The 26,255-nt window shown below is 42.8% G+C and carries 27 protein-coding genes and 1 other annotated feature; all 27 genes read left to right on the top strand.

The window, feature by feature from the left end; all coding sequences use genetic code 11:
* Nucleotides 1-118 precede the first annotated feature (118 nt).
* Nucleotides 119-1,591: a UDP-N-acetylmuramoyl-L-alanyl-D-glutamate--2,6-diaminopimelate ligase gene (locus tag FNL97_RS12205; RefSeq protein ID WP_143415868.1), complete on the top strand. Its 1,473-nt coding sequence runs from the start codon at nt 119-121 to the stop codon at nt 1,589-1,591.
* Complete coding sequence (locus FNL97_RS12200; protein ID WP_015863353.1) at nt 1,585-2,025, top strand: hypothetical protein; 441 nt, start codon at nt 1,585-1,587, stop codon at nt 2,023-2,025. Before FNL97_RS12205 ends, FNL97_RS12200 begins: the two co-directional genes overlap by 7 nt.
* Nucleotides 2,019-2,993 (top strand): phospho-N-acetylmuramoyl-pentapeptide-transferase, encoded by a 975-nt coding sequence (mraY, locus tag FNL97_RS12195; RefSeq protein WP_062678271.1) that lies wholly within the window; start codon nt 2,019-2,021, stop codon nt 2,991-2,993. Before FNL97_RS12200 ends, mraY begins: the two co-directional genes overlap by 7 nt.
* A complete protein-coding gene (gene murD, locus FNL97_RS12190) occupies nt 2,994-4,349 on the top strand; it encodes a UDP-N-acetylmuramoyl-L-alanine--D-glutamate ligase (RefSeq protein WP_143415867.1) in 1,356 nt (451 codons plus the stop codon).
* A gap of 52 nt (nt 4,350-4,401) precedes the next feature.
* Nucleotides 4,402-5,502, top strand: coding sequence for a stage V sporulation protein E (gene spoVE / locus FNL97_RS12185; protein WP_015863356.1), 1,101 nt, complete (start codon nt 4,402-4,404; stop codon nt 5,500-5,502).
* A gap of 176 nt (nt 5,503-5,678) precedes the next feature.
* Nucleotides 5,679-6,590 (top strand): UDP-N-acetylmuramate dehydrogenase, encoded by a 912-nt coding sequence (gene murB, locus FNL97_RS12180; protein ID WP_015863357.1) that lies wholly within the window; start codon nt 5,679-5,681, stop codon nt 6,588-6,590.
* A 153-nt stretch (nt 6,591-6,743) separates the two neighbouring features.
* Complete coding sequence (locus FNL97_RS12175; RefSeq protein ID WP_097354289.1) at nt 6,744-7,538, top strand: cell division protein FtsQ/DivIB; 795 nt, start codon at nt 6,744-6,746, stop codon at nt 7,536-7,538.
* Nucleotides 7,519-8,226 carry a DUF881 domain-containing protein gene (locus FNL97_RS12170; protein ID WP_015863359.1) on the top strand — a complete coding sequence of 236 codons (708 nt, stop codon included), beginning with the start codon at nt 7,519-7,521 and terminating at the stop codon, nt 8,224-8,226. Before FNL97_RS12175 ends, FNL97_RS12170 begins: the two co-directional genes overlap by 20 nt.
* Nucleotides 8,227-8,257: 31 nt before the next feature.
* Nucleotides 8,258-8,977 carry a DUF881 domain-containing protein gene (locus FNL97_RS12165; RefSeq protein WP_015863360.1) on the top strand — a complete coding sequence of 240 codons (720 nt, stop codon included), beginning with the start codon at nt 8,258-8,260 and terminating at the stop codon, nt 8,975-8,977.
* A 1-nt stretch (nt 8,978) separates the two neighbouring features.
* A complete protein-coding gene (locus FNL97_RS12160; protein ID WP_015863361.1) occupies nt 8,979-9,341 on the top strand; it encodes a small basic family protein in 363 nt (120 codons plus the stop codon).
* Nucleotides 9,342-9,624: 283 nt separating this feature from the next.
* A complete protein-coding gene (ftsA, locus tag FNL97_RS12155) occupies nt 9,625-10,899 on the top strand; it encodes a cell division protein FtsA (RefSeq protein ID WP_143415866.1) in 1,275 nt (424 codons plus the stop codon).
* 25 nt (nt 10,900-10,924) lie between these two features.
* On the top strand, nt 10,925-12,058 hold the full coding sequence (gene ftsZ, locus FNL97_RS12150) for a cell division protein FtsZ (protein ID WP_143415865.1): 1,134 nt from the start codon (nt 10,925-10,927) through the stop codon (nt 12,056-12,058).
* Between the two features lie 668 nt (nt 12,059-12,726).
* Nucleotides 12,727-13,653: a sigma-E processing peptidase SpoIIGA gene (gene spoIIGA, locus FNL97_RS12145; RefSeq protein WP_143415864.1), complete on the top strand. Its 927-nt coding sequence runs from the start codon at nt 12,727-12,729 to the stop codon at nt 13,651-13,653.
* Between the two features lie 51 nt (nt 13,654-13,704).
* Complete coding sequence (gene sigE, locus FNL97_RS12140) at nt 13,705-14,424, top strand: RNA polymerase sporulation sigma factor SigE (protein WP_015863365.1); 720 nt, start codon at nt 13,705-13,707, stop codon at nt 14,422-14,424.
* Nucleotides 14,425-14,543: 119 nt separating this feature from the next.
* Nucleotides 14,544-15,323, top strand: coding sequence for an RNA polymerase sporulation sigma factor SigG (gene sigG, locus FNL97_RS12135; RefSeq protein ID WP_143415863.1), 780 nt, complete (start codon nt 14,544-14,546; stop codon nt 15,321-15,323).
* A gap of 89 nt (nt 15,324-15,412) precedes the next feature.
* Entirely contained in the window at nt 15,413-15,655 is a 243-nt protein-coding gene (locus FNL97_RS12130) for a YlmC/YmxH family sporulation protein (RefSeq protein ID WP_015863367.1), read from the top strand.
* Nucleotides 15,656-15,748: 93 nt separating this feature from the next.
* A complete protein-coding gene (pgeF, locus tag FNL97_RS12125; RefSeq protein ID WP_062753464.1) occupies nt 15,749-16,567 on the top strand; it encodes a peptidoglycan editing factor PgeF in 819 nt (272 codons plus the stop codon).
* Between the two features lie 3 nt (nt 16,568-16,570).
* On the top strand, nt 16,571-17,248 hold the full coding sequence (locus tag FNL97_RS12120) for a YggS family pyridoxal phosphate-dependent enzyme (RefSeq protein WP_143416329.1): 678 nt from the start codon (nt 16,571-16,573) through the stop codon (nt 17,246-17,248).
* A gap of 12 nt (nt 17,249-17,260) precedes the next feature.
* A complete protein-coding gene (locus FNL97_RS12115; protein WP_015863370.1) occupies nt 17,261-17,695 on the top strand; it encodes a cell division protein SepF in 435 nt (144 codons plus the stop codon).
* Between the two features lie 6 nt (nt 17,696-17,701).
* Nucleotides 17,702-17,971, top strand: a complete 270-nt coding sequence (locus FNL97_RS12110; protein ID WP_062678259.1) for a YggT family protein — start codon at nt 17,702-17,704, stop codon at nt 17,969-17,971.
* Nucleotides 17,972-18,019: 48 nt separating this feature from the next.
* On the top strand, nt 18,020-18,793 hold the full coding sequence (locus tag FNL97_RS12105) for a YlmH family RNA-binding protein (protein WP_062678258.1): 774 nt from the start codon (nt 18,020-18,022) through the stop codon (nt 18,791-18,793).
* 74 nt (nt 18,794-18,867) lie between these two features.
* On the top strand, nt 18,868-19,380 hold the full coding sequence (locus tag FNL97_RS12100; protein ID WP_015863373.1) for a DivIVA domain-containing protein: 513 nt from the start codon (nt 18,868-18,870) through the stop codon (nt 19,378-19,380).
* Between the two features lie 46 nt (nt 19,381-19,426).
* Nucleotides 19,427-19,644 (top strand) — a binding site (T-box leader).
* Between the two features lie 105 nt (nt 19,645-19,749).
* Nucleotides 19,750-22,521, top strand: a complete 2,772-nt coding sequence (gene ileS, locus FNL97_RS12095) for an isoleucine--tRNA ligase (protein ID WP_062753463.1) — start codon at nt 19,750-19,752, stop codon at nt 22,519-22,521.
* A 117-nt stretch (nt 22,522-22,638) separates the two neighbouring features.
* Nucleotides 22,639-23,106, top strand: coding sequence for a signal peptidase II (gene lspA, locus FNL97_RS12090; RefSeq protein WP_205729470.1), 468 nt, complete (start codon nt 22,639-22,641; stop codon nt 23,104-23,106).
* On the top strand, nt 23,106-24,020 hold the full coding sequence (locus FNL97_RS12085) for an RluA family pseudouridine synthase (protein ID WP_015863376.1): 915 nt from the start codon (nt 23,106-23,108) through the stop codon (nt 24,018-24,020). Before lspA ends, FNL97_RS12085 begins: the two co-directional genes overlap by 1 nt.
* Nucleotides 24,021-24,209: 189 nt before the next feature.
* Nucleotides 24,210-24,749 carry a bifunctional pyr operon transcriptional regulator/uracil phosphoribosyltransferase PyrR gene (pyrR, locus tag FNL97_RS12080; RefSeq protein WP_081189378.1) on the top strand — a complete coding sequence of 180 codons (540 nt, stop codon included), beginning with the start codon at nt 24,210-24,212 and terminating at the stop codon, nt 24,747-24,749.
* A gap of 135 nt (nt 24,750-24,884) precedes the next feature.
* Nucleotides 24,885-26,189: a solute carrier family 23 protein gene (locus tag FNL97_RS12075; protein WP_143415862.1), complete on the top strand. Its 1,305-nt coding sequence runs from the start codon at nt 24,885-24,887 to the stop codon at nt 26,187-26,189.
* Nucleotides 26,190-26,255: the final 66 nt, after the last annotated feature.

Genomic DNA, 26,255 nt, shown 5'->3' with positions numbered 1-26,255 from the left:
AATATATCGATATATCAAGGGGGCGGCTGATGTAAGTTGTCATATATCTTATCTCGCCCCTTTTTTCCGCTTTTATGTTTTCTTCTAAAGACTATGAAAGCGAAAGGGATGAACAAAAGTGAAACTGCAGACGCTGCTTTCGTATTTGCATGATTTTACAACGTATGTTGGCGAAAATCCGACAATTACTTCCATTGAAATGGATTCGCGACAAGTCAAAAATGGGGCATTATTTATTTGTATTAAAGGATTTACAGTTGATGGCCATGATTTTGCGAAACAGGCAGTCGAAAATGGTGCTGTAGCTGTCATTGCCGAACGGCCTCTTGACGTAGATGTGCCTGTTATTGTTGTTCGCGATAGCCGCCGTGCGATGGCGATGCTTGCCGATGCGTTTTATGGTCAGCCGACCCATCGGTTGCATTTAATCGGTGTTACGGGCACAAATGGGAAAACGACAACGACTCATATAATAGAGCACATCGCTAGAAAGGCGAATAAAAAAACGGGACTAATTGGAACGGTGCATATTAAAATTGGCGATCATACGTATCCAACGAAAAATACGACGCCAGAATCATTGCTGTTGCAACGAACGTTTAAACAAATGGTGGACGAAGGTGTCGATGTTGCAGTAATGGAAGTGTCTTCGCATGCCCTTCATATGGGACGCGTGCACGGTTGTGACTATGATGTTGCCGTGTTTACAAATTTAACACAAGATCATCTCGATTATCATGGGACGATGGAAGAATATCGCAATGCGAAAGGATTGCTGTTTTCCCAGCTCGGAAATCGTTATGATCACAAACGGCCAAAGTTTGCGGTATTAAACAACGATGATCCTGCTTCACAATATTATAAGCATATGACGGCTGCAACCGTTATTACATACGGAATTGAAACAGAAAGCGATATTATGGCAAAGCGGATTGATATTGTTCCAAGCGGAATGTCGTTTGATCTTGTCACACCGCACGGTACTGTTCGGGTCAAAACAAGGTTAATCGGATTGTTTAACGTATATAATTTGCTCGCAGCTGTTTCCGCCTGCCTTGTGTCTGGTATTCCGCTTCCTGTTATTGTAGAAGCGATTGAAGAAATTTCTGGGGTTGCGGGACGGTTTGAAACAGTCGATGAAGGGCAAAACTTTACAGTAATTGTTGATTACGCTCATACACCAGATAGCTTAGAAAATGTCTTAAAAACGATTCGGCAATTTGCACAGAAAAAAGTTTATGTGGTTGTTGGCTGCGGCGGTGACCGAGACCGCGCCAAACGGCCGCTGATGGCAAAGACAGCGGTCAAGTACGCCGATGTAGCCATTTTCACTTCTGACAATCCACGTTCCGAAGACCCCGAACAAATTTTGCGTGATATGGAAGCAGGTGTTCCTGGCGAGCGTTATGTAACGATTGTCGATCGCAAAGAGGCGATTTATTATGCAATTGAACAAGCACAAGAAGGCGATATTATTTTAATTGCGGGCAAAGGACATGAAACGTATCAAATTATTGGTGATCGCGTCATTGATTTTGATGATCGACTTGTTGCCCGGGAAGCGATTAAGGAGCGGAAGAACATATGTTGACGTATGAAATGGTTAAACGGTTATGTAAACAAGCTCGTGGCATTGTGGATAATGCGATTACGTTTCATCATGTGTTTGTAGATCCTTACGAACATGCGCCAAAAGGGTTATTTGTTCCGCTTGGGCATGGGGCGGAAACATTAAAAATTGCGATTGAACATGGAGCAATCGCAGCGTTTTGGCAAGAAGGCGATGAATTGCCGCGTTACATTCCAAATCAGTTTCCGATTTTTTTTGTTTCCTCACCGCTTCAAGCGTTGGAGGAGCTTTTAGACACATACGGACAATTGCAAAAAACAAAGTTTAACCTTACCATTTCTGCGCATAATGAACAAAATTGTTCATATGATATAGCGGTGCTTGCTGCTCTCAAACGGCTGCAACAAAAATGGATGCATGCTCAAGGACAAGAAGGATGTGACCGATCATGTTAGAGCAAGTCATGGTTTTAGCCATTATTCTTTCCTTTCTGATTACGGTTATCTTATCGCCATTGTTTATTCCGTTTTTAAGACGGTTAAAATTCGGGCAAAGCATACGGGAAGAAGGGCCGAAATCACATCAAAAAAAATCAGGCACCCCGACGATGGGGGGTATTATGATTTTACTTTCCATCGTTGTGACAACGTTATTGATGACGAGAAAATTTGCAACTCTTTCCGTTGAAACATATTTATTGCTTTTTGTAACGATTGGTTATGGATTGCTTGGCTTTTTGGATGATTTTATTAAAGTGGTGATGAAACGGAATCTTGGGTTGACGAGCAGACAAAAGTTAATTGGGCAATTAATTATTGCCATTGTTTTTTATTTTGTATATCAGCGCAGTGGTTTTTCTACTGCCTTACATATTCCAGGGACCGATCTTTCTATTAATCTTGGCTTTGGATATGTGTTATTGCTTATTTTCATGCTTGTCGGCGGTTCGAATGCGGTCAATTTAACCGACGGGCTCGATGGTTTATTGGCTGGGACAGCGGCCATTGCGTTCGGCGCTTATGCAGTTCTTGCCTGGAATCAGGGGCAATATGATATCGCTATTTTTTGTGTTTCCGTTGTTGGGGCTGTACTAGGATTTTTAGTATTTAACGCCCATCCAGCAAAAGTATTTATGGGAGATACCGGGTCGCTTGCGTTAGGCGGCGCGATCGCTACAGTGGCAATTTTAACGAAGTTGGAAATATTGCTCGTTATTATTGGCGGTGTATTTGTTATCGAAACACTGTCCGTTATTATTCAAGTCATTTCATTTAAAACAACGGGAAAACGCGTATTTCGCATGAGCCCGTTGCATCATCACTATGAGTTGATTGGCTGGTCGGAGTGGCGCGTTGTCGTCACATTCTGGGCAGTCGGCTTATTATTTGCAATGCTAGGAATCTATATCGAGGTGTGGATCTAATTGAAACAGACAGCTTTCTATCAACAACGTCGCGTGTTAGTCATCGGTTTGGCGAAGAGCGGATTTGCAGCGGCAAAACTGCTTCATGAGCTAGGAGCTATCATCACGGTAAATGATCAAAAGCCGTTTGAAGAAAATAAAGAAGCACAACAGTTAGAACAATTAGGAATCCGGGTTATTTGCGGCGGGCATCCGCTTGAGCTCTTGGATGAGCCGTTTGATCTTGTCGTGAAAAACCCTGGCATTCCATATACGAATCCAATGGTCAAAAAAGCAATGGAAAAAGGATTACCCGTTGTCACAGAAGTGGAGTTAGCATATCACATTTCAGAAGCGCCTTTTATTGGGATTACCGGTTCTAATGGAAAAACAACAACAACGACATTAATTTATGAAATGTTGCGTGAAGGAGAAAAACGCCCGCTGCTTGCCGGAAACATAGGGACGGCTGCTTGTGAAGTGGCAAAAAAGGCGGAAGCAAGCAATTGGCTTGTAACAGAACTTTCCTCCTTCCAGCTGGTGGGAATTCGCGACTTTCGTCCGCGTATTTCCGTTTTATTAAACATTTTCGATGCCCATTTAGATTACCATGGTACAAAAGAAGCTTATGCGCAGGCAAAAGCAAATATTTTTAAAAACCAAACAAACGAAGATTATGCGGTTATTAATGCCGATGATGAACTTGTGATGCAGCTTGCTGAGAACATTCATGCACAAAAAGTTGCTTTTTCGGCAACAAAAGTGTTAGGCCGCGGTGCTTATATAAACAATGGTTTTATCTATTGGAACGATGAAGCGGTGATTGCTGTTGCCGATATCGTACTTCCTGGAAAACATAATTTGGAAAATATATTGGCAGCTGTTGCTGTGGCAAAATTAGCAGGCGTAGACAATAAATCCATTTATCAAGTCCTGACGACATTTACAGGAGTAAAGCATCGGCTTCAATATGTTGCTACTATTGATGGGAGAAAGTTTTTCAATGACTCTAAAGCAACAAATATTCTTGCGACACAAAAAGCGTTGTCTGCTTTTGAAAAAGATTCTGTCATCCTTTTGGCAGGTGGACTAGACCGCGGCAATGAATTTGATGCACTCCTTCCTTATTTGCACAACGTAAAAGCGGTCGTATTGTTTGGACAAACCGCGCCAAAAATAGCCCGTGTCGCTAAGCAGGCGGGAATAGAAACGATTGAATATGTCGATAATGTGGAAAAAGCGGTACCGGTTGCATATCAGCTATCTGAGCCAGGTGATGTCATTTTGCTGTCACCGGCATGTGCGAGCTGGGATCAATATAAAACTTTTGAACAAAGAGGGGACATTTTTATAGGCGCGGTGCATAAGTTGAAATAGAGGGAAAGGACAGCCTTTCTCTCTTATTTTAGAAAAGCAGAGGTGTTGGGCATTGTCGCGGAAAAAGTCTACGCCTGATTTTTTGCTGATTATCCTTACGTTTTCGTTGTTGGCGATTGGACTTATTATGGTGTATAGCGCCAGCGCCATTTGGGCGGAATATAAGTTTCACGATTCGTTTTTCTTTGCCAAACGGCAGCTTTTATTTGCCGGTGTGGGAGTCGTCGCGATGTTTTTTATTATGAATATTGATTATTGGATATGGCGCGACTGGTCGAAAGTGCTGATTATCGTCTGTTTTGTGCTGCTCGTTCTCGTGTTAATCCCTGGAGTGGGGATGGTTCGCAACGGATCGCGCAGCTGGATTGGCGTCGGAGCGTTTTCCATTCAGCCGTCGGAATTTATGAAACTCGCAATGATCGCCTTTTTGGCGAAATATTTATCGGAAAATCAAAAAAATATTACATCGTTTAAACATGGATTGTTCCCTGCCTTGGTGCTTGTTTTTATTGCGTTTGGAATGATCATGCTGCAACCAGACTTAGGAACCGGCACCGTAATGGTCGGTACGTGCATCGCCATGATTTTTGTCGCTGGCGCGCGCATCAGCCATTTTATTGGGCTAGGAGTGCTGGGACTGGCAGGATTTGCTGCGCTTGTTTTGTCAGCGCCATACCGAATTAAGCGGATTACTTCTTTTTTAAATCCTTGGGAAGATCCGCTTGGAAGCGGGTTTCAGATTATTCAGTCGCTGTATGCGATTGGTCCTGGCGGTTTGTTTGGTCTAGGACTTGGACAAAGCCGCCAAAAGTTTTTTTATTTGCCTGAGCCGCAAACGGATTTTATTTTTGCGATTTTAGCAGAAGAACTTGGCTTTATTGGCGGGTCGCTTGTGTTGCTTTTATTTAGCTTGCTGCTTTGGCGTGGAGTGCGTATTGCACTTGGGGCGCCGGATTTGTATGGAAGTTTTCTTGCCATCGGCATTATTTCGATGGTGGCCATTCAAGTAATGATTAATATCGGCGTTGTTACAGGATTAATGCCGGTAACGGGAATTACGCTGCCGTTTTTAAGCTATGGTGGTTCATCATTAACGCTTATGTTAATGGCAATTGGGGTTTTACTAAACATTAGCAAGCATGCAAAATATTAATAAAACCAATTCGTTGCGTTGCATCCAACAACCAAAAAACAAAATGTTCAAGTTTCATCGATCTAGAAGGGTATCTCTCAAATTAGAGAGACACCCTCTCATTTTGTTAAGGTGACATCTGCGATGAAAGGAGCATACGTATATACATAGGCGGTTTGGGAAAGGAGATGAAAGCGATGAAGGCAATGGTAAATGAATTATTAAGCGCTAACGTTGGGAAAGTGAAGGAAATGGAACCTTTATCGAACCATACGACGATAAAAGTTGGCGGCCCTGCAGATGTATTGATCGAACCAGACAGCGTAGAAAGCCTAAAAAAAGCAATGGCGATTATAAAAAAGCATGAAGTGCCATGGCGCGCGATTGGCCGTGGTTCGAATTTACTTGTTTCTGACGAAGGGGTCGAAGGGGTTGTAATCAAAATTGGCGAAGGATTAGATGAATTACATGTTGATGGGGAAACCGTTACGGTCGGTGGAGGATACTCATTAGTACGCCTTGCCACGTTAATGAGCAAACAAGGGTTGTCTGGTTTAGAGTTTGCCGGCGGAATTCCTGGATCGGTCGGGGGAGCTGTTTATATGAACGCGGGGGCGCACGGCTCCGATATGTCACAAATCGTAAAAAGGGCGTTAATTTTATTTCCAGACGGGATGATGGAATGGCTGACGAATGAGGAAATGCAATTTGCGTATCGCACTTCTGTGTTGCAAACAAAAAGACGTGGAATTTGTATAGCAGCGGAACTTCAGCTTACTTCCGGGAACCGTGAAGAAATTGTTGCAAAAATGCGGAAAAACAAAGATTATCGCCGTGAGACACAACCGTGGGATAAACCTTGTGCGGGCAGCATATTCCGCAATCCTTTGCCGCAATATGCTGGAAAACTGATTGAAGAGGCTGGTTTAAAGGGATATACGATTGGCGGCGCGAAAATTTCTGAACAGCATGCCAATTTTATCGTTAATACAGGAAAAGCAAAAGCAAAAGATGTACTGGACTTAATTCAGTTTGTGAAAAAAACGATTCATGAATTGCATGGCATTCATTTGCGGACAGAAGTAGAAATTATTGGCCGGAAGTTGTAAAATCTATCTCTCTATATATTATAATATATTATAATGCTATGATATAATAAAATTGAGTTTGTCCATGTTTATCGAACATAGAAATACAACGGCATCGAGGTGTGCCGTTTGTTTTTATAGACGTGCTTTCGAGCTTATGTCGGAAAGCGGTGAATGGCTTTGGAAAAAGGAAAAAAAATCGTTGTTCTTGAGGAACGGGTGCCGAAATTAAAGGAACGGCGGAGACAAAAAGCGAATCGTCGTTTAATCGCGTATATCTCTTTCTTTTTTCTTCTCATTTTATGCATGATTTATTTTCAATCACCATTAAGTTATGTCCGTCATATTCAAGTAAACGGAAATCATCATCTTTCCGAAAAACAAGTGATACAGTTAAGCGGCATCACAAAACGGACAAGCTTTTGGAAAGTAAAAAAAGACGAAATTAAGCGGAATGTGGAGAAACATCCGGAAGTGAAGAGCGTATCATTGGAAAAACATTTCCCAAATACGATCATCATTCATGTGAAAGAGCGGAGGAGAATCGCTTATATTTATGACCAACAAACATTTTTTCCGCTTTTAGAAAATGGTTACATACTAAAGAAACACACATCAAAAACCGCGCCAAGCGATGCGCCGATTTTAATTAATTGGAAAAAGGGAGAAGATATTCAAGAAATCGCAGGACAGTTGGCGCAGCTTTCCCCATCGATATTAAACGCCATTTCTGAAATTCATTATACACCGAGCGATGATAACCGTTATCATATTACTGTTTATATGAATGATGGTTTTGAAGTGAGTGCGAACGTGCAAAATTTTGCCGATAAAATGTCATTGTATCCGTCTATTGTCCAGCAATTAGATCCAAACGTAAAAGGGGTAATCCATTTAGAAGTAAGCAATTATTTTACCGCTTATAAACAACCGAAAAAGGAGGATGACAATGACAAAGCGGAAAGGTAACCGTGTCATCCTTTCTTTTATCTGTTTTATACTAGGATCTATGCTGGCGTTTTCTTATCAATATACAAAAAGGGAAGCATCAAAGCGAAATATAACAGACCGACAGTGGCAAAAGGAATATGAGTACCGGCAGCAATTGATTGAGATACAAAAAGAAAATCGGCGATTAAAAAATGAGTTAGTACAAAAACAAAATCAAGTGGCGGAGATGGAAAAAGCGCTAGCAGATCAACAGGCAATGTATACGGATTTGGCAAAACAGGCGGAAAAACTGCGCATGTATGTAGGAAAGGCCAAAGTAAAAGGAAAAGGAATTGAAATAACGTTATCGGATGCATCTTATATTCCTTCTGAACAAAGTGCGACAGACTACATTGTTCACGAACAACATGTCTTTAAAGTCATTCATGAGCTGCTCATTTCCGGAGCAGAAGCAATCGCCATTAATGGGCAACGAATTTCCCATCGTTCGTACATTGTTTGCAATGGTCCCGTAATCGAAGTAGATGGTACGCAACACGCAGCCCCTTTTGTCATCTCCGCAATTGGCAATCCAACGGTTCTCGCTTCCGCTTTGAACATTCCCGGCGGGGTAAAGGATCAGCTTATTCAAGATAACATAATTGTAGGGATTGCTAGTAAAGATGAAATAGTGTTAGATCCTATCTTTCATGTTAATCATCCATAAATTGCCTCGGCAGAAAGAATGGTGAAGATGATTGGAACGGAAAAAAACGATCTATTTTACTTGTATTACGGCCATTTTTGGATTTATGCTAGCTGTTCAACTTCAGACAACGTCACATCCTAAAGTTCGCGATACACGTGATATTTGGGAGTTGCGCGCTGATTTAAAAAAAGAACAACAATTGCAGCGACAACTTGTATTAGAAATCGGGGATTATGAGGAAAAATTACGGAATTACAAGCAAAAGCAGCGATCTAATCAAGAAGCCGTTTTGCACGAAACAGTAAGTGAATTGGAACAGGAAGCTGGTTTGACAAAAATAGAAGGTCCAGGAATTGTTTTGACAATTGAACCATTTTATTCGGATCATTACGTAGGTCCCATTGCGGAAACGGTGTCGCCTGAACTGTTGCACCGGCTTATTAATGAATTAAACATGTACGGTGCGAAAGAAATTGCTATTGCCGAGGAGCGGATTACAAACACGACGGCGATTCGCGATGTTAATGGTTCGACGAAAATCGGAGATAGCAAAATCTCTTCATTGCCAATTACAGTAAAAGTAATCGCAGATGATGCAGAAATGTTATGTAATCGTTTAAAAGTATCGACCATTCTTGATGATTTTGTCGTTGAAAATTTGCAGCTTACAATTTCTGAACCGTTGACATCGGTGGTTATTCCGCCGTCTAAAGAAAAATGGAACGTGAAATATATGGAAACGGTAAAAGCCGAAAAGGAGGAGAAATAATATGTGGCTCCCGCTCATCGGCTTATTCGTTGGTTTAATAGTAGGATTTTTGAGCGATTTGCGCGTCCCTGACGAATATTCCAATTATTTATCCATTGCAATCCTTGCTGCATTTGATACATTAATTGGTGGACTCCGCGCCCATTTACAGCAAACATATGACGAAATAGTATTTATAACAGGATTCTTTTTTAACATTATTTTGGCTACAACTTTAACTTTTCTTGGTGTCCATCTTGGTGTAGACTTGTACTTAGCAGCTGTATTTGCATTTGGGGTGCGCCTTTTTCAAAATATCGCTGTCATTCGCCGCCTCCTTCTTGCCGAATGGATGGAAAGGCGACAGAACCGTGAAAAAAGTTAATTGGAAAAAAGGGAAAGTTTCTTAAAATGTTGAATATATGGAGTAAAAAATGATTGGTTCGCTTTTTAACATTGCTGATGATAAGCAAGCGTATCCGTTATAGATTAAAAGATGAATAGAGAATAACGCAATTGTGTGGCATATACGAGATATATAAATTTCAGCTTAAAGGAGGTGTCACTGCTTACTAAAATACGTAATAGGGCCGCAAGAAAATGGATGAGAAGCCACAGTTGCAGACGGAAGCGGTGCATATACGATTTTAGTAGGCAGGTACCAAAAGATGAGCAGCAATGAGATCGTCGTTAGTCTTGACATTGGCACGTCCAGTGTTAAAGTCATAATCGGAGAAATGCTAAATGAATCTATTAACATTATTGGAGTAGGAAATGTAAAATCGGAAGGACTTAAAAAAGGGTCCATAGTGGATATAGATAAAACGGTGCAATCGATCAAAAGAGCGGTTGAGCAAGCGGAACGGATGGTTGGTTTAACGATCCGCCGTGTCATTGTTGGTGTGACGGGCAATCATGTCCAGCTTCAAGACTGCCACGGCATCGTTGCTGTTTCCAGTGAAAACCGCGAAATTACCGATGAAGATGTTGCGCGCGTGATGGATGCCGCGCAAGTCGTATCGATTCCTCCAGATCGGGAAATTATTGGCGTGATTCCGCGGCAGTTTATCGTTGATGGGTTAGATGGCATTAACGATCCGCGCGGAATGCTCGGTGTCCGTCTTGAAATGGAAGGAACGATTATTACCGGTTCGAAAACGATTTTACATAACTTACTCCGCTGTGTAGAAAGAGCTGGACTGGAAATAAGCGATATTTGCCTGCAGCCGCTTGCTGCTGGTTCTCTTGCTTTGTCAAACGATGAGAAAAACTTAGGGGTGGCGTTAGTCGATATCGGTGGCGGTTCCACGACTATCGCTATTTTCGAACAAGGATTTTTACAGGCCACTTCCGTTTTGCCAGTAGGAGGGGATCATATTACAAAAGATTTATCGATCGGGCTCCGAACATCGACGGAAGATGCAGAAAGGATTAAACTAAAGCATGGACATGCTTTTTATGACTATGCTTCTGAAGAAGAAGTATTTATCGTGCCGGTTATCGGGACTGATCAGCATCAGCAATTTAGTCAATTAGACATTGCCGATATTATTGAGGCAAGGCTGGAAGAAGTTTTTCAAATGGTTCAACATGAAATCCGCAAGCTAGGATTTCGTGATTTGCCAGGCGGCTATGTGCTAACTGGCGGAGTAGCAAATATGCCAGGAATATTAGAATTGGCTCATGTCGTATTAGGAAGCAGCGTTCGCATTGCTATGCCTGATTATATAGGTGTGCGCGATCCGCAGTATACGACAGGAGTAGGGCTGATCAAGTTTGCTTATCAACAAGCGATGCTGCAAGGGAAATCGGTTCCTGTTGCTGCATCGGTTGCGGAGCCTGTTGAAAAACATCCGCAAAAGCAATCACAACCGAAACAAAAAAAGAAAGAAGCGACTCTTGGAAAAAAAGTAAAAAAATTTTTCGGGTATTTCTTTGAATAGAGATTGAATTTGGGAGGATTTAGTTATGTTGGAGTTTGACACTACAATTGATCAAATGGCAACGATTAAGGTGATTGGTGTTGGCGGCGGCGGTAACAACGCTGTAAATCGAATGATTGAGCACGGTGTACAAGGTGTTGAGTTTATTGCTGTCAATACGGACGCACAGGCGTTAAATTTATCGAAAGCACCAACAAAGCTGCAAATTGGCGCAAAATTAACGCGCGGTTTAGGCGCAGGTGCAAATCCGGAAGTAGGGAAAAAAGCAGCGGAAGAAAGTAAGGAGCAAATTGAAGAAGCGCTGAAAGGCGCTGATATGGTGTTCGTTACTGCAGGAATGGGCGGTGGAACAGGAACTGGGGCTGCTCCAGTTATTGCTCAAATCGCCCGTGAATTAGGAGCATTGACTGTTGGTGTCGTTACCCGTCCATTCACATTTGAAGGGAGAAAACGGGCGACACAGGCAGCAAGTGGTATTGCCGCGATGAAAGAAGCAGTCGATACATTAATTGTCATTCCAAACGACCGCTTGCTAGAGATCGTCGATAAAAACACACCGATGTTAGAGGCATTCCGTGAAGCAGATAACGTTCTTCGTCAAGGTGTACAAGGTATTTCGGATTTAATCGCAGTGCCAGGTCTTATTAACTTAGACTTTGCCGATGTGAAAACAATTATGTCCAACAAGGGCTCTGCGCTAATGGGCATCGGGATTGCAAGCGGGGAAAACCGGGCGGCGGAAGCGGCCAAAAAAGCAATCTCTAGTCCATTGTTAGAAACATCGATTGATGGAGCACAAGGTGTTTTGATGAACATTACCGGCGGCACGAATTTAAGCCTTTATGAGGTACAAGAAGCTGCCGATATTGTCGCATCTGCGGCTGACCAAGATGTTAATATGATTTTCGGCTCGGTCATTAATGAAGACTTAAAAGATGAAATTGTTGTAACGGTTATTGCGACTGGGTTTAATGAAAATGTGGCATCACAATCGCGCCCATCCCGTATTGGAATTGGTACGATTCCGAAAGTAACAGCAGCACCAAAACGGGAAAAACACGAAGAAGCCGTACAAGATTATGCGGCGTTTCGTTCCGCGCAAGCCGAAGATCCGCTTGACATTCCTGCTTTTCTTCGCAATCGCAATCGCCGCCGCTAAACGAAAGAGCGCGAATCTTTTATGGTTCGTGCTCTTTTTCTTTTAGTTAATATTTTTTCCTAGCGCGTATCGCGAAGCTAGGACGGTGACATTGGCGGCCTCCGCTTTTCTTTATTGTCTAGCTCGGCGGCTAGCTCTCTTGTGCGAAATAACCTTCTCCCTTGAAGTGCAAGCACTTCAGCGGTCGAAGAACATTTCGCTTCGAGAGCTAATCGCGCCGCCTCCGCTTTTCCATTTGCCTAGTTGCGGCGGCAACACATTGAATTAACTTCTCTGAACAACCCACGCAAGACCAAACTTTGTTTGGTCTGAGCCTCCTCGCGGGTCCTTCAGCGCGTGTCGCGGAGCCAGGATGGCGACATTTCGCCGTTGCCCACAGGACGTGGGCAGCTTTTAGGCGAAATTGGGCGCCTTCCGCTTTTCTTTATTGTCTAGCTCGGCGGCTAGCTCTCTTGTGCGAAATAACCTTCTCCCTTGAAGTGCAAGCACTTCAGCGGTCGAAGAACATTTCGCTTCGAGAGCTAATCGCGCCGCCTCCGCTTTTCTTGTTTCTTTGACAAAAATTCCTGTTTTTCACCATCATAAATTGACAGACTTTCCAATAAGATGTACTATATACTATTTTCAGAAACTGCTTGTTTTTGTTGTGAGTGAAGGAGGCTGTTTGATTGGCCGTTTATTTGGATGTCATTTGGTTATTAAATGTTTGTTTTGACAGTTTATTGCTTTGGTTGACAGCAATTATGTTAAAGCGGGATGTCGTGTGGTGGCGAGTGTTGTTTGGAGCGTTTATTGGCGCATCTCTTGTTGTAATGATATTTACACCGTTTTCTATGTATGCTCAGCATCCGGCAATCAAAATTGTGTTCTCATTTCTCATCGTTTTCGTTACATTTGGATTTAAACGAATAAGGTATTTTTTGGAAAATTTATTTGCCTTTTATTTTGTGACGTTTACGGTCGGAGGAGGTATGATTGCCGTCCATTATTTTTTGCAGCGGCAAATCGATATTCATGCAAGTGTGTTAACAACGTATTCGCTCGGTGTGGGCGACCCGGTCAGTTGGATGTTTGTTTTATTAGGATTCCCAGCCTTATGGTTATTTTCGCGAGCACGCATCAACGGGATTCGCGAAAAAAAGTTGCGATTTGAACATATTGTCGACGTCCTTATTGTATTTGATGGCATACCTCTTCAATTAAAAGGACTCATTGATAGCGGCAACCAACTATATGATCCACTATCGAAAATGCCTGTCATGATTGTTGAGATGAATAAAGTAAAGGAAGTGCTGCCGGAAGAATTAGTGCAACATATCCAGTTAGGAAAATCAATGGATTGGATCAATAATGAGCAATTGGAAAAGTGGGTGCATCGTCTGCGTATTGTTCCATATCGGGTTGTAGGGAGCGAACAACAATTTTTAGTTGCGATTAGACCAGACCGCATCATGATTTTTTACGAACAACAATGGCTGGAAATCCAAAAAGGGCTTGTCGGATTAAACGAAACCATTTTATCTGCTGATGGAGAATATGAGTGTATTATACATCCGAAAATGGTACAAACGGGGAAGAGGCTCACAGCTTCATGATTCGTTACTATATCATACTCGCTTTTTGCTAATTTAGAAGGGGGGATTTTGATGAAAACGTGGAAACTTCGTATCATTTATTTTTGGTATAAGTTATTGGCGAAGTTAAGGATTAAAGCGGATGAAGTGTATTATATCGGTGGAAGTGAGGCGCTGCCGCCACCGTTGACAAAAGAAGAAGAAGAGATGTTGATTAAAAAGCTTTCATCTGGGGATGAAACTGCACGGTCACTGCTTATTGAGCGCAATTTACGGCTTGTTGTATATATTGCGCGCAAATTTGAAAATACGGGAATTAATATCGAGGATTTGATTAGCATTGGAACGATCGGACTTATTAAAGCAGTAAATACGTTTAATCCAGAGAAAAAAATTAAATTAGCGACATACGCTTCTCGTTGCATTGAAAATGAAATATTAATGTATTTGCGCCGCAATAATAAAGTGCGTGCGGAAGTATCGTTTGATGAACCTTTAAATATTGATTGGGATGGTAATGAATTATTGTTATCAGATGTGCTTGGCACGGAAGATGATGTGATTACGAAAGACCTTGAAGCAGATGTCGATCGGCGTCTTTTATTCAATGCGCTAAGGCAGCTTAGCGACCGTGAAAAACAAATTATGGAACTTCGTTTCGGGCTTTCAGGCGGAGAAGAAAAAACACAAAAAGATGTTGCCGATTTGCTTGGCATATCGCAATCTTACATATCACGGCTAGAAAAGCGGATTATTAAGCGGCTTCGCAAAGAATTCAATAAAATGATGTAAAATGACGGCAATGGTTTCGCATTGCCGTTTTTTTATGCATGGATCTGCGTGCATATTTTTCCTTCCGGAGGAGATACTGAAAATGGACGACTTAGCATCTCCTGATGGGAGGGAACAACTTGACAAGAAACAAAGTTGAGATTTGCGGAGTAGACACATCTAAGCTCCCTGTACTAAAAAACGAAGAAATGAGAGAATTGTTTAAGCGAATGCATGAAGGGGATTTGGAGGCAAGGGAAAAATTAGTGAATGGCAATTTGCGGCTTGTATTGAGCGTCATTCAACGCTTTAATAATCGCGGTGAATTTGTGGATGATTTATTTCAAGTTGGTTGTATCGGACTTATGAAATCGATTGATAACTTTGATTTAAACCAAAATGTAAAATTTTCGACATATGCAGTACCGATGATTATTGGAGAAATTCGCAGATATTTGCGCGATAATAATCCGATTCGCGTATCTCGCTCGCTTCGTGATATTGCCTATAAAGCGTTGCAAGTGCGTGAAAAGTTGATGAGCGAGACGGCGAAAGAGCCTTCGACGGAAGAAATTGCAAAGGTGCTTGGCATTCCTCATGAGGAAGTGGTGTTTGCCTTAGATGCAATCCAAGACCCTGTTTCGTTATTTGAGCCAATTTATAACGATGGCGGTGATCCGATTTACGTGATGGATCAATTAAGTGATGAACGCAACCGTGATAGCCAATGGATTGAAGAAATTGCGCTAAAAGAAGGACTGCGCCGTCTAAATGAACGAGAAAAAATGATTATCCGCAAGCGTTTTTTCCAAGGAAAAACGCAAATGGAAGTTGCCGAAGAAATTGGAATTTCCCAAGCGCAAGTATCGCGGTTGGAAAAGGCGGCGATTCGTCAAATGAATAAAAACATTCAAGTATAAGAGCTGCTCGTTCAGCTCTTTTCTTTTTTACATAAGCCACTAGGCAAACTCATATAGTTATGATAAGAGAAGAAAGCGGGGGATGTTGAATGATGAGAATTTCTGAGTTTCAAACAAAAGATGTGGTAAACGTTGCAAACGGAAAAAAATTAGGCAATATCGGGGACATAGATATTGATTTAGAGACAGGGCAAATACAATCACTGATTATTTTAGGATCAGGGAAAGTACTCGGTTTATTTGGCCGGGAGGAAACGACAGTCATCCCGTGGCAAAATATCGTCAAAATTGGTGCGGACGTTATTTTAGTACGTTTGCATGAAAGCGAGTAAATAAAAAATAAGGATTATCATGTTTAAGCAAACTATGATAAAATAGGAAAAAAAGTGATAAAAATCAACAAAAAAGATATGAGGTTGACGAGGATGTCAGACATTTTTCGACAAATAGAAAAGGAATTGTTGATGCTGCAGTCGCATTCGTTTCCTCAGATCGTTGCTGGATTTACGACGAAACATGGAGGAGTGAGTAAAGGAGCGTTTGCGACATTCAATTTAGGGCTGCATGTTGGGGATGACCCTTCTTTTGTTTGCAGCAATCGACAGCGTTTGGCGGATTTGTTGCAATTTCCACTTGAACGGTGGATATGTTGCGACCAAATACATGATGTTCACATTGAAAAGGTGACAACCGACCACGGTGGAAAAGGAACAACGGATTATCAGTCCGCTATAGCGGGTACGGACGGTCTGTATACAGAAGAGGCAAGATTGTTGCTTGCCTTATGTTTTGCTGATTGCGTACCGCTTTATTTTATGGCTCCGAAACATGGCATGATTGGCCTTGCTCATGCCGGATGGAAAGGAACAGTAAAAAACATTGCGGGAGAAATGGTTCGTCTTTGGCATGAGTGTGAGCAAATTCCTCTTGAGGATATATACGTTGTGATCGGCCCTTCGATTGGCGCTTGTTGCTATATCGTCGATGACCGTGTGATCACGCGCGTCGATCGCGTTTTGGAAGGGGAAGAGAAGCTTCCGTATAAGCAAGTGAGCATAGGGCAATATGCTCTTGATTTAAAAGAGCTGAATAAAGTATTACTGATAAAGGCAGGAATTCATGAAGAACATATTGATGTTTCCGGGTATTGTACGAGTTGTGCTGATCATTTGTTTTTCTCTCATCGCCGTGATCAAGGAAAAACAGGAAGAATGATGGCGTTTATCGGCAGGAAGGAGGAATGAATGATGACGGTTCGCGACAATTTAGCAATCATTCGAGAAAACATTGAAGCAGCGTGCCAACGAGTAGGACGCAACCCTGCCGACATTCGCATTGTTGCCGTTACGAAATATGTAAGTGTAAAGCGGGCGAGAGAGGCGCTAGAAGCCGGCATTACCGATTTGGGAGAAAATCGTGATGACGGGTTGTTGAAAAAATATGAAGCGTTGGGCGCGGAGCCGACATGGCATTTTATTGGCACACTGCAATCACGAAAAGTGAAAAATATTATTGACAAAGTGGATTATATTCACTCGCTTGATCGTATGTCGCTTGCTAAAGAAATCGAAAAGCGAGCAACGAAGCGGGTGAAATGTTTTGTTCAAGTGAACGTATCGGGTGAAGCGACTAAACATGGATTAGCAAAAGAAGAAGTGATTCCGTTTATTCAACATCTGCAAGACTTTTCGCATATTGAAGTGATTGGTTTAATGACGATGGCGCCTTATACAGATGATGAATCTATTTTACGTACATGCTTTCGTCAATTAAAATTATTGCAAGAAAATGTACAAGCATTACATATTCCAAACGCTCCATGTACGGAACTGTCTATGGGGATGTCCAACGATTACGTGATCGCCATTGAAGAAGGCGCAACTTTTATTCGCCTTGGCACATCGCTTGTTGGAAAAGAATTTTAGGAGGTGAAATCAATGGGATTGATAAAAAAATTTAAAGATTATTTTTTAGAGGAAGACTATGAGGAATATGAAGAATATGAAGAGGAATATGAGGAAGAGGAAGAAATGCGGCAAGCGACAAAGGCAAATACCAAATCCAATGTGGTGAGCTTACAAAGCGTGCAAAAGTCGTCGAAAGTAGTATTAATTGAGCCAAGAGCATATGCGGAAGCGCAAGAAATCGCTGACCATTTAAAAAATCGCCGCGCGGTTGTGGTGAATTTACAACGAATTCAACACGAACAAGCAAAGCGTATTGTCGACTTTTTAAGCGGTACCGTATATGCCATTGGAGGAGATATTCAACAAGTTGGCACAAAAATTTTTTTGTGCACGCCAGATAACGTAGATGTGACTGGTTCGATTTCCATCGATAGTGACGATGATACATCAATGAAGAGGTGGTAGCCGTTTATGCACAGTTTGCTTTGGTTTTTGAGTACATTGATTCAAATTTATTCGTATGCGCTAATTATTTACATTTTGATGTCATGGTTTCCCAATGCTCGTGATACAAAAGTCGGCCAAATGCTTGCGACGATTTGCGAGCCATATTTAGAACCGTTTCGCCGCATTATTCCACCAATCGGAATGATTGACATTTCTCCGATCGTCGCTTTTTTAGTGCTTGAATTTGCGACAAAAGGGTTGTATGCCCTTTTTGATATGTTAAATTTAGTGTGAGGAATCCATCATAGGGTTCCTTTCTTCATGGAAGTTAGGTGTGAACAGATGGAAATATACCAGCATTTTCGCAAAGAAGAACATCATTTTATTGACCAGGTATTAGAGTGGCAAGAAACGGTAAAGAGACAATACGCACCAAAGCTTACTGACTTTTTAGATCCACGTGAGCAACAAATTGTGCAAAGCGTCATCGGTCGCGATGAGGAGGTTCGCATTGCTTTTTTTGGCGGCGCCCCGTTTGTGGAGCGCAAAAGAGCGCTATTGTTCCCGCCATATTTTCAGCCCACGGATGAAGATTATGAAATTGCTTTGTTTGAGGTCCATTATCCGAGCAAATTTATCAGCCTAGAGCATCGCCAAGTGCTAGGGGCGCTCATGTCGCTTGGGTTGAGGCGCGGAAAATTTGGTGATATTTTAATGAAGGAGGAACGGGTTCAATTTTTGGCGGCCAACGAAGTGGCGGACTATATCCGCCTACATTTGCACGCAATCGGAAAAGCAAATGTTTCGGTAGAAAAAAGACCGTTGACAGAGATTATCACGTTAGAAGAAAAGTGGCAAGATACGACCATTACCGCTTCATCATTAAGGCTGGATGCAATATTATCACAAGCATTTCATGTATCACGGCAAAAAATTCAGTCATTCATTGAAAATGGATTTGTAAAAGTAAATTGGAAAATCGTTGAACAAGCACATTTTGAATGCCAACAAGGAGACATTCTTTCCGCGCGCGGATTTGGCCGCTGTAAAATTATATCCATTGAAGGAAAAACAAAAAAAGAAAAGTGGCGCATTCGAATCGGAATACAAAAATAATCGAATGGTTGCAGGAATTGATAGAAAAATGTCGAATGATAAGGAAAAGGAATTTCGAGACGGAGGTGGCCATTGTGCCTTTAACGCCATTAGATATTCATAATAAAGAGTTTAGCCGGGGTTTTCGCGGCTATGATGAAGATGAAGTAAATGAATTTCTTGATCAAGTCATTAAAGATTATGAAATGGTGATTCGCGAAAAAAAGCAACTTGAGGAAAAAGTGGCGGAATTGACAGAAAAACTAAATTACTTTACTAATATTGAAGAAACATTAAACAAATCGATTTTAGTTGCCCAGGAAACAGCGGAAGAAGTAAAGCGAAACGCGGAGAAAGAAGCGAAACTAATCATTAAAGAAGCGGAAAAAAATGCGGAGCGCATCATCAGCGAAGCGCTTGCGAAATCGCGGAAAATCTCTCTTGAAATTGAAGAACTAAAGCGGCAATCGAAAGTATTTCGCATGCGTTTTCGCATGCTCATTGAAGCACAGCTAGAAATGTTGAATAATCGCGATTGGGATGATTTAATGGAATATGAAGTGCCAGAATTAGAAACAAAGGAGAAGGAAGAACTCTCCCAATCTTGACGACCATTGATTTTTTCGCATATAATATCGAATAAAATGAACATAGGCGTTAACGATGAAAGGGACAGTAGCTCTTTCAACGCTTATTTCAGCGAGCTGGGGATGGTGGAAGCCTGGCATAAGCGAAAGAGTGAAGATCACCCTGGAGTTCCATGCTGAACGGAAAAGTAGGCAGTGGCGTGTCATTCACGTTACGAATGCAAAGTGGGCTATGGCATACATAGCCAATAAGGGTGGTACCGCGAGACCGTTCTCGTCCCTTTTTGGGAGAGAGCGGTTTTTTACGTTTCTACTGTCTTTCCAACTTGATCAGCTGCTTATCTATTTCGCTCATTTATACATGAAATAATAAGGATAGGAGGAATGAACATGGATTACAAAGAAACGCTGTTAATGCCACAAACGGAATTTCCGATGCGCGGAAACTTACCGAAGCGTGAACCGGAAATCCAGAAAAAATGGGAAGAAATGGACATTTATCGAAAAGTGCAAGAACGGACAAAAGGACGCCCGTTGTTTGTTCTGCATGACGGGCCGCCGTACGCGAACGGCGATATTCATATGGGACACGCTTTAAATAAAATTTTAAAAGATATTATCGTCCGCTATAAATCGATGAGCGGCTATTGCGCGCCATACGTTCCTGGATGGGATACACATGGACTTCCGATTGAAACAGCGCTCACGAAAAAGGGAGTTGACCGAAAATCGATGAGCGTTGCGGAATTTCGCAAGCTTTGTGAACAATATGCGTATGAACAAATTAATAATCAGCGCGAGCAATTTAAGCGTCTTGGCGTGCGCGGCGATTGGGAAAATCCATATATTACGTTGAAACCGGAATATGAAGCACAACAAATTAAAGTGTTTGGCGAGATGGCGAAAAAAGGACTTATTTATAAAGGCCTAAAGCCGGTATATTGGTCTCCATCAAGCGAATCGGCGTTGGCGGAAGCGGAAATTGAGTATAAAGACAAACGTTCCCCTTCCATTTATGTTGCATTCCCAGTGAAAGATGGAAAAGGAGTGCTTGACGGGGATGAAAAAATCGTCATTTGGACAACAACGCCTTGGACGATTCCAGCAAACTTAGCGATTGCCGTCCATCCAGACCTTGATTATCAAGTGGTGGAAACAAACGGTGCAAAATATGTCGTTGCTGCTGCGTTATTAGAATCTGTTGCGAAAGAAATCGGCTGGGACGAAGTAACGGTTGTGAAAACGATCAAAGGAAAAGACTTAGAATATGTCGTGGCAAAACATCCGTTTTATGACCGCGATTCTTTAGTCATTTGCGGTGAACATGTTACGACAGACGCCGGAACAGGATGCGTTCATACCGCGCCTGGACATGGGGAAGATGACTTTATTGTCGGGCAAAAATACGGCTTGGATGTGCTATGTCCAGTCGATGAGCGCGGCTATATGACAAGCGAAGCGCCAGGCTTTGAAGGACTGTTTTACGATGAAGCAAACAAAGCGATTACGCAAAAATTAGAAGAAGTCGGGGCGCTTTTAAAACTCAGTTTCATCACTCACTCGTATCCGCACGACTGGCGTACGAAAAAGCCGACGATTTTCCGTGCTACGACACAATGGTTTGCATCCATCGATAAAATTCGCGGTGAACTGCTTCAGGCCATTAAAGAAACAAAATGGATTCCGGAATGGGGCGAAATCCGCATCCATAATATGATTCGCGACCGCGGCGATTGGTGCATTTCTCGTCAACGTGCATGGGGGGTACCGATTCCAGTCTTTTACGGGGAAAACGGTGAACCAATTATTACGGACGAAACGATTGAACATGTATCTAACTTGTTCCGTCAATATGGTTCGAACGTTTGGTTTGAGCGTGAGGCGAAAGATTTATTACCGGAAGGATTTACTCATCCATCAAGCCCGAACGGTATCTTTACGAAAGAAACAGACATTATGGATGTATGGTTTGATTCCGGTTCTTCCCATCAGGCAGTGCTTGTAGAACGTGATGATTTACAACGCCCGGCAGATTTATATTTAGAAGGTTCCGACCAATATCGCGGCTGGTTTAACTCTTCGCTTTCGACTGCCGTCGCTGTTACCGGTAAAGCACCGTATAAAGCTGTATTAAGCCACGGATTTGTTCTCGATGGAGAAGGACGGAAAATGAGCAAATCGCTTGGCAATGTCGTTGTGCCGGCGAAAGTGATGGAACAGCTTGGTGCCGACATTTTGCGTTTATGGGTTGCTTCTGTTGATTATCAAGCGGACGTTCGCATTTCTGACAGCATTTTAAAACAAGTGGCGGAAGTATATCGCAAAATTCGCAATACGTTCCGCTTTATGCTCGGAAACTTATTCGACTTTAATCCAGAAACAGATGCGGTTCCGGTTAACGAATTACGTGAAGTCGACCGCTACATGATTGTAAAATTAAACCATTTGATTGAAAACGTAAAGCATGCCTATGAAACGTATGATTTTGCGTCCATTTATCACGATGTGAACAATTTCTGTACTGTTGATTTAAGTGCTTTCTATTTAGATTTTGCAAAAGATATTTTATATATCGAAGCGCCAAACGATCGCGCCCGCCGTTCGATTCAGACGGTATTGTACGAAACGGTTGTCGCGTTAACAAAGCTTGTAGCGCCGATTTTGCCACATACTGCAGAGGAAGTATGGGAGCACATTCCAAATCGAAAAGAAAAAGAAGAAAGCGTTCAACTTGTTGATATGCCAGAGACAATAAACATTGACGAAGAAGACGCGATTGTTGCAAAATGGGATGCGTTTATGAACTTGCGCGATGATGTGTTAAAAGCGTTAGAAGTGGCGCGCAACGAAAAAGTGATTGGCAAATCGTTGACCGCAAGCGTTACGGTATATCCGACAAAAGAAGCGCGACAATTGCTTGGATCGATCGAAGAAGATCTAAAACAGTTATTTATCGTATCCGAGTTTACGATTGCAGATGACTATGAACATGCTCCAGAAGATGCGCAAAAATTGGCCAATGTGGCCGTTATCGTCAAACCGGCGGAAGGAGAAACATGCGAGCGTTGCTGGGTGGTGACTCCGGAAGTAGGAAAAGATGCGGATCATCCGACATTATGCCCTCGATGCGCCCATATTGTGAAAGAACATTATTCCGCCTAAAGCTGGCGGAGCTGCCGGATTGCGGCGGCTCCGCTGTTTTTATCGCATCATCCAATTGTCTATAATTGCCTGATTATGCTACAATGCATTAGGTATGATATACGTGAGTGGGGGGATATGGTGATATACTATATCATTGCGCTGGCGGTCATCGCCATCGATCAATGGACGAAATGGCTTGTTGTAAAGTATATGCGGCTTGGGGAAAGCATTCCGATTATTCCAAATGTGCTTTATATCACCTCTCATCGTAATCGCGGCGCGGCATGGGGCATTTTGCAAGGACAGTTTTGGCTGTTTTATTTGATTACAGTCATCGTTGTTATCGGGTTAGTCATCTATATCCAGCGTTTGCCGCGGGGAGAGAGGCTGTTTGGAATTGCTCTTGGCCTTATGCTTGGGGGAGCGATCGGCAATTTTATTGACCGGGTTTTCCGCAAAGAAGTCGTTGACTTTATTCATACATACATTGGCACATATAGCTTTCCAGTGTTTAATATTGCTGATTCCGCGCTTTGTATCGGTGTAGCGCTTGTCTTTATTAAAACGTTTTTTGCTGGAAAAACAGAAAAGGAGAATCGGTAATGGATGTTATTCAATTTCATATTGATGCGGAATACGACAATGAACGGATTGATAAAGTGATTGCAGCATTAAATGAAGAATGGTCTCGTTCCAAAGTGCAGCAATGGATAAAAGATGGGCTTGTCACCGTTAACGATCAGCATGTCAAAGCGAATTACAAGAGTTCAGCTGGCGATGTCGTTGTCGTTCGCCTTCCGGAACCGGAGCCGCTTCATGTCGTGCCAGAGAATATTCCGTTAGATATTTATTACGAGGATGCTGATGTTCTTGTTGTCAATAAACCGCGCGGCATGGTCGTTCACCCAGCACCAGGGCATATGCGCGGCACGCTCGTAAACGCCTTGCTTGCCCATTGCACCGATTTATCAGGCATTAACGGAGTGCTTCGTCCGGGTATTGTGCATCGCATTGATAAAGATACATCTGGATTATTGATGGTTGCCAAAAACGATATGGCGCACCAGTCGCTTGTCGATCAACTTGTGAAAAAAACGGTGACGCGAAAATATAAAGCGATTGTTCATGGAGTAATTCCACACGATTACGGCACGATTGACGCGCCGATCGGCCGCGATAAACGAGATCGTAAAAAAATGACGGTAACAGAAGAAAACGGAAAAGAGGCGGTCACTCATTTCCGTGTGTTAGAACGTTTTCGCCACTATACGTTTGTCGAATGCCAATTAGAAACAGGAAGAACCCATCAAATTCGCGTGCATATGAAATATATTGGCTATCCGTTAGCGGGCGATCCGCAATACGGACCGAAAAAGACGCTGCCAATTGACGGGCAGGCTTTACATGCAGGAGTGCTCGGATTTACCCATCCGCGCACTGGAGAATATTTGGAGTTTGAGGCGCCACTTCCGCCTGAGTTTGAGCATCTTTTACAATTGTTGCGAAAAGGTGATTGACAACTAGACAAAGAAAACGTACAATAAGGTCAAATGAATAAGAACCTTTAAATTCAGTCCTGTGAGGCTGAGAAGGGATCGGATCAATATCAATATGATAACGTAAGGCGCAGTATGTCTTGTTCTGTACGCGTGAACGGTTCCTCTCGCTTCCTGGGCGGGAGGATTTTTTTATGGAGGTGAAATGGCATGCAAAAAGCCGTTGTATTAGACGAACAAGCGATTCGCCGCGCATTGACGCGGATTGCCCATGAAATTATCGAACGCAACAAAGGCATTGATGACTGTGTGCTTATCGGCATTAAAACGCGCGGCATTTATTTAGCGAAACGATTAGCGGAACGGATTGAACAAATTGAAGGAAAAGCAGTCCCTGTTGGTGAATTAGATATTACATTGTATCGCGATGATTTAACGGTAAAAACGATCGACCACGAGCCGCTCGTGAAAGGAACGGATGTACCGTTTGATGTGACGAATAAAAAAGTAATATTAGTGGATGATGTATTGTTTACGGGCCGAACGGTGCGCGCGGCGATGGACGCGGTGATGGACCTTGGGCGCCCGGCACAAATTCAGCTTGCGGTGCTTGTCGATCGCGGCCATCGCGAACTGCCGATCCGCGCTGATTTCGTCGGCAAAAACATTCCAACATCAAGCTCCGAATTGATTGTTGTTGAGTTGACGGAAGTCGATGAACTGGACCAAGTCAGCATTCATGAAAAATAAAAGCAATCCCTTTTAAATGCAGTCCCGAGAGGCTGCAAAAGGGACGGAAAGATAGGCTCGGACTATCTCTGTACCCTCTTTGCACCCTCAAGGGCAAAGAGGTTTTTTATGCAAAAGAAGAAAGGAGTTTTTACGATGAACAAACCTGTGTTAGATATTCAAGACCGGCCATCGCCGATGCAATGGTTAACCCTTAGTTTACAACATTTGTTCGCCATGTTCGGGGCGACGATTTTAGTGCCTTATTTAGTTGGATTAAGCCCGTCGATCGCACTCATTTCCAGCGGGCTCGGAACGCTTGCTTTTCTCATGATCACGAAATGGCAGGTTCCTGCATACCTCGGTTCATCGTTCGCTTTCATCGCTCCGATTATTGCAGCAAAAACAGCGGGAGGGCCAGGAGCGGCGATGATCGGCAGCTTTCTGGCAGGACTTGTGTATGGCATTGTGGCGCTCGTCATTAAAAAGGCTGGCTACCGGTGGATTATGAAGCTATTGCCTCCAATTGTCGTCGGACCGGTGATCATTGTAATCGGTCTTGGATTGGCGAATACCGCTGTGAATATGGCGATGAACAACCCGGATGGAAAATACAGTTTCACATACTTTTCGGTTGCGCTTGTCACACTTGCGGCAACGATCATTTGCTCGGTTTTTTTGCGCGGCATGCTCAGTTTAGTTCCGGTGCTAGCAGGGATTATCGCCGGTTATGTATACGCGCTTATCGTTGGGGTTGTTGATTTCTCGAAAGTCGTGGAAGCAAAATGGTTTGAAATGCCGGATTTTCTCCTTCCATTTGTCGATTATCCAGTTCACATCACGTGGGATATTGTGCTGCTAATGGTGCCAGTCGCGATAGCGACGCTATCCGAACATATCGGACACCAGCTTGTGTTAAGCAAAGTTGTCGGACGCGATTTAATTCAAAAACCGGGTTTGCATCGCTCGATTTTAGGAGATGGTACAGCGACGATGATTTCTGCGCTTATCGGCGGACCGCCAAAAACAACGTACGGCGAGAACATCGGAGTATTGGCGATTACGCGGGTCTATAGCGTCTACGTGTTAGCAGGTGCGGCGATGATTGCGATTATCTTTGGATTTATCGGAAAAGTAACGGCGCTTATTAGCTCGATTCCAACCCCGGTGATGGGAGGCGTGTCGATCTTGTTGTTCGGAATTATCGCCTCTTCGGGCTTGCGCATGCTTGTCGATAGCCGCATCGATTTTGGAGACACACGCAACTTAGTCATCTCTTCTGTTATCTTAGTCATTGGAATTGGCGGCGCGGTGTTAAAAGTGACAGAACAATTCCAAATTCAAGGTATGGCGCTTGCGGCAATTATTGGTGTCCTCTTAAACCTTATTTTACCGGGGCGCCCGGAAGTAAACGAAAATATGTTCGAAGTAAAAGAAAATAGTAACGATCATGTGGCATAACTGCACCTTTTAATTAAGTCCCGAGAGACTTAAAAGGGTGTTACGACGAGAAGGAAAAAGGTAGAT

This window comes from Geobacillus sp. E263, assembly GCF_007197795.1.
GTDB classification, from domain to species: domain Bacteria; phylum Bacillota; class Bacilli; order Bacillales; family Anoxybacillaceae; genus Parageobacillus_B; species Parageobacillus_B toebii.
Note: the sequence above shows the minus strand (reverse complement) of the source record. Positions and strands in the feature narration are given on the sequence as shown.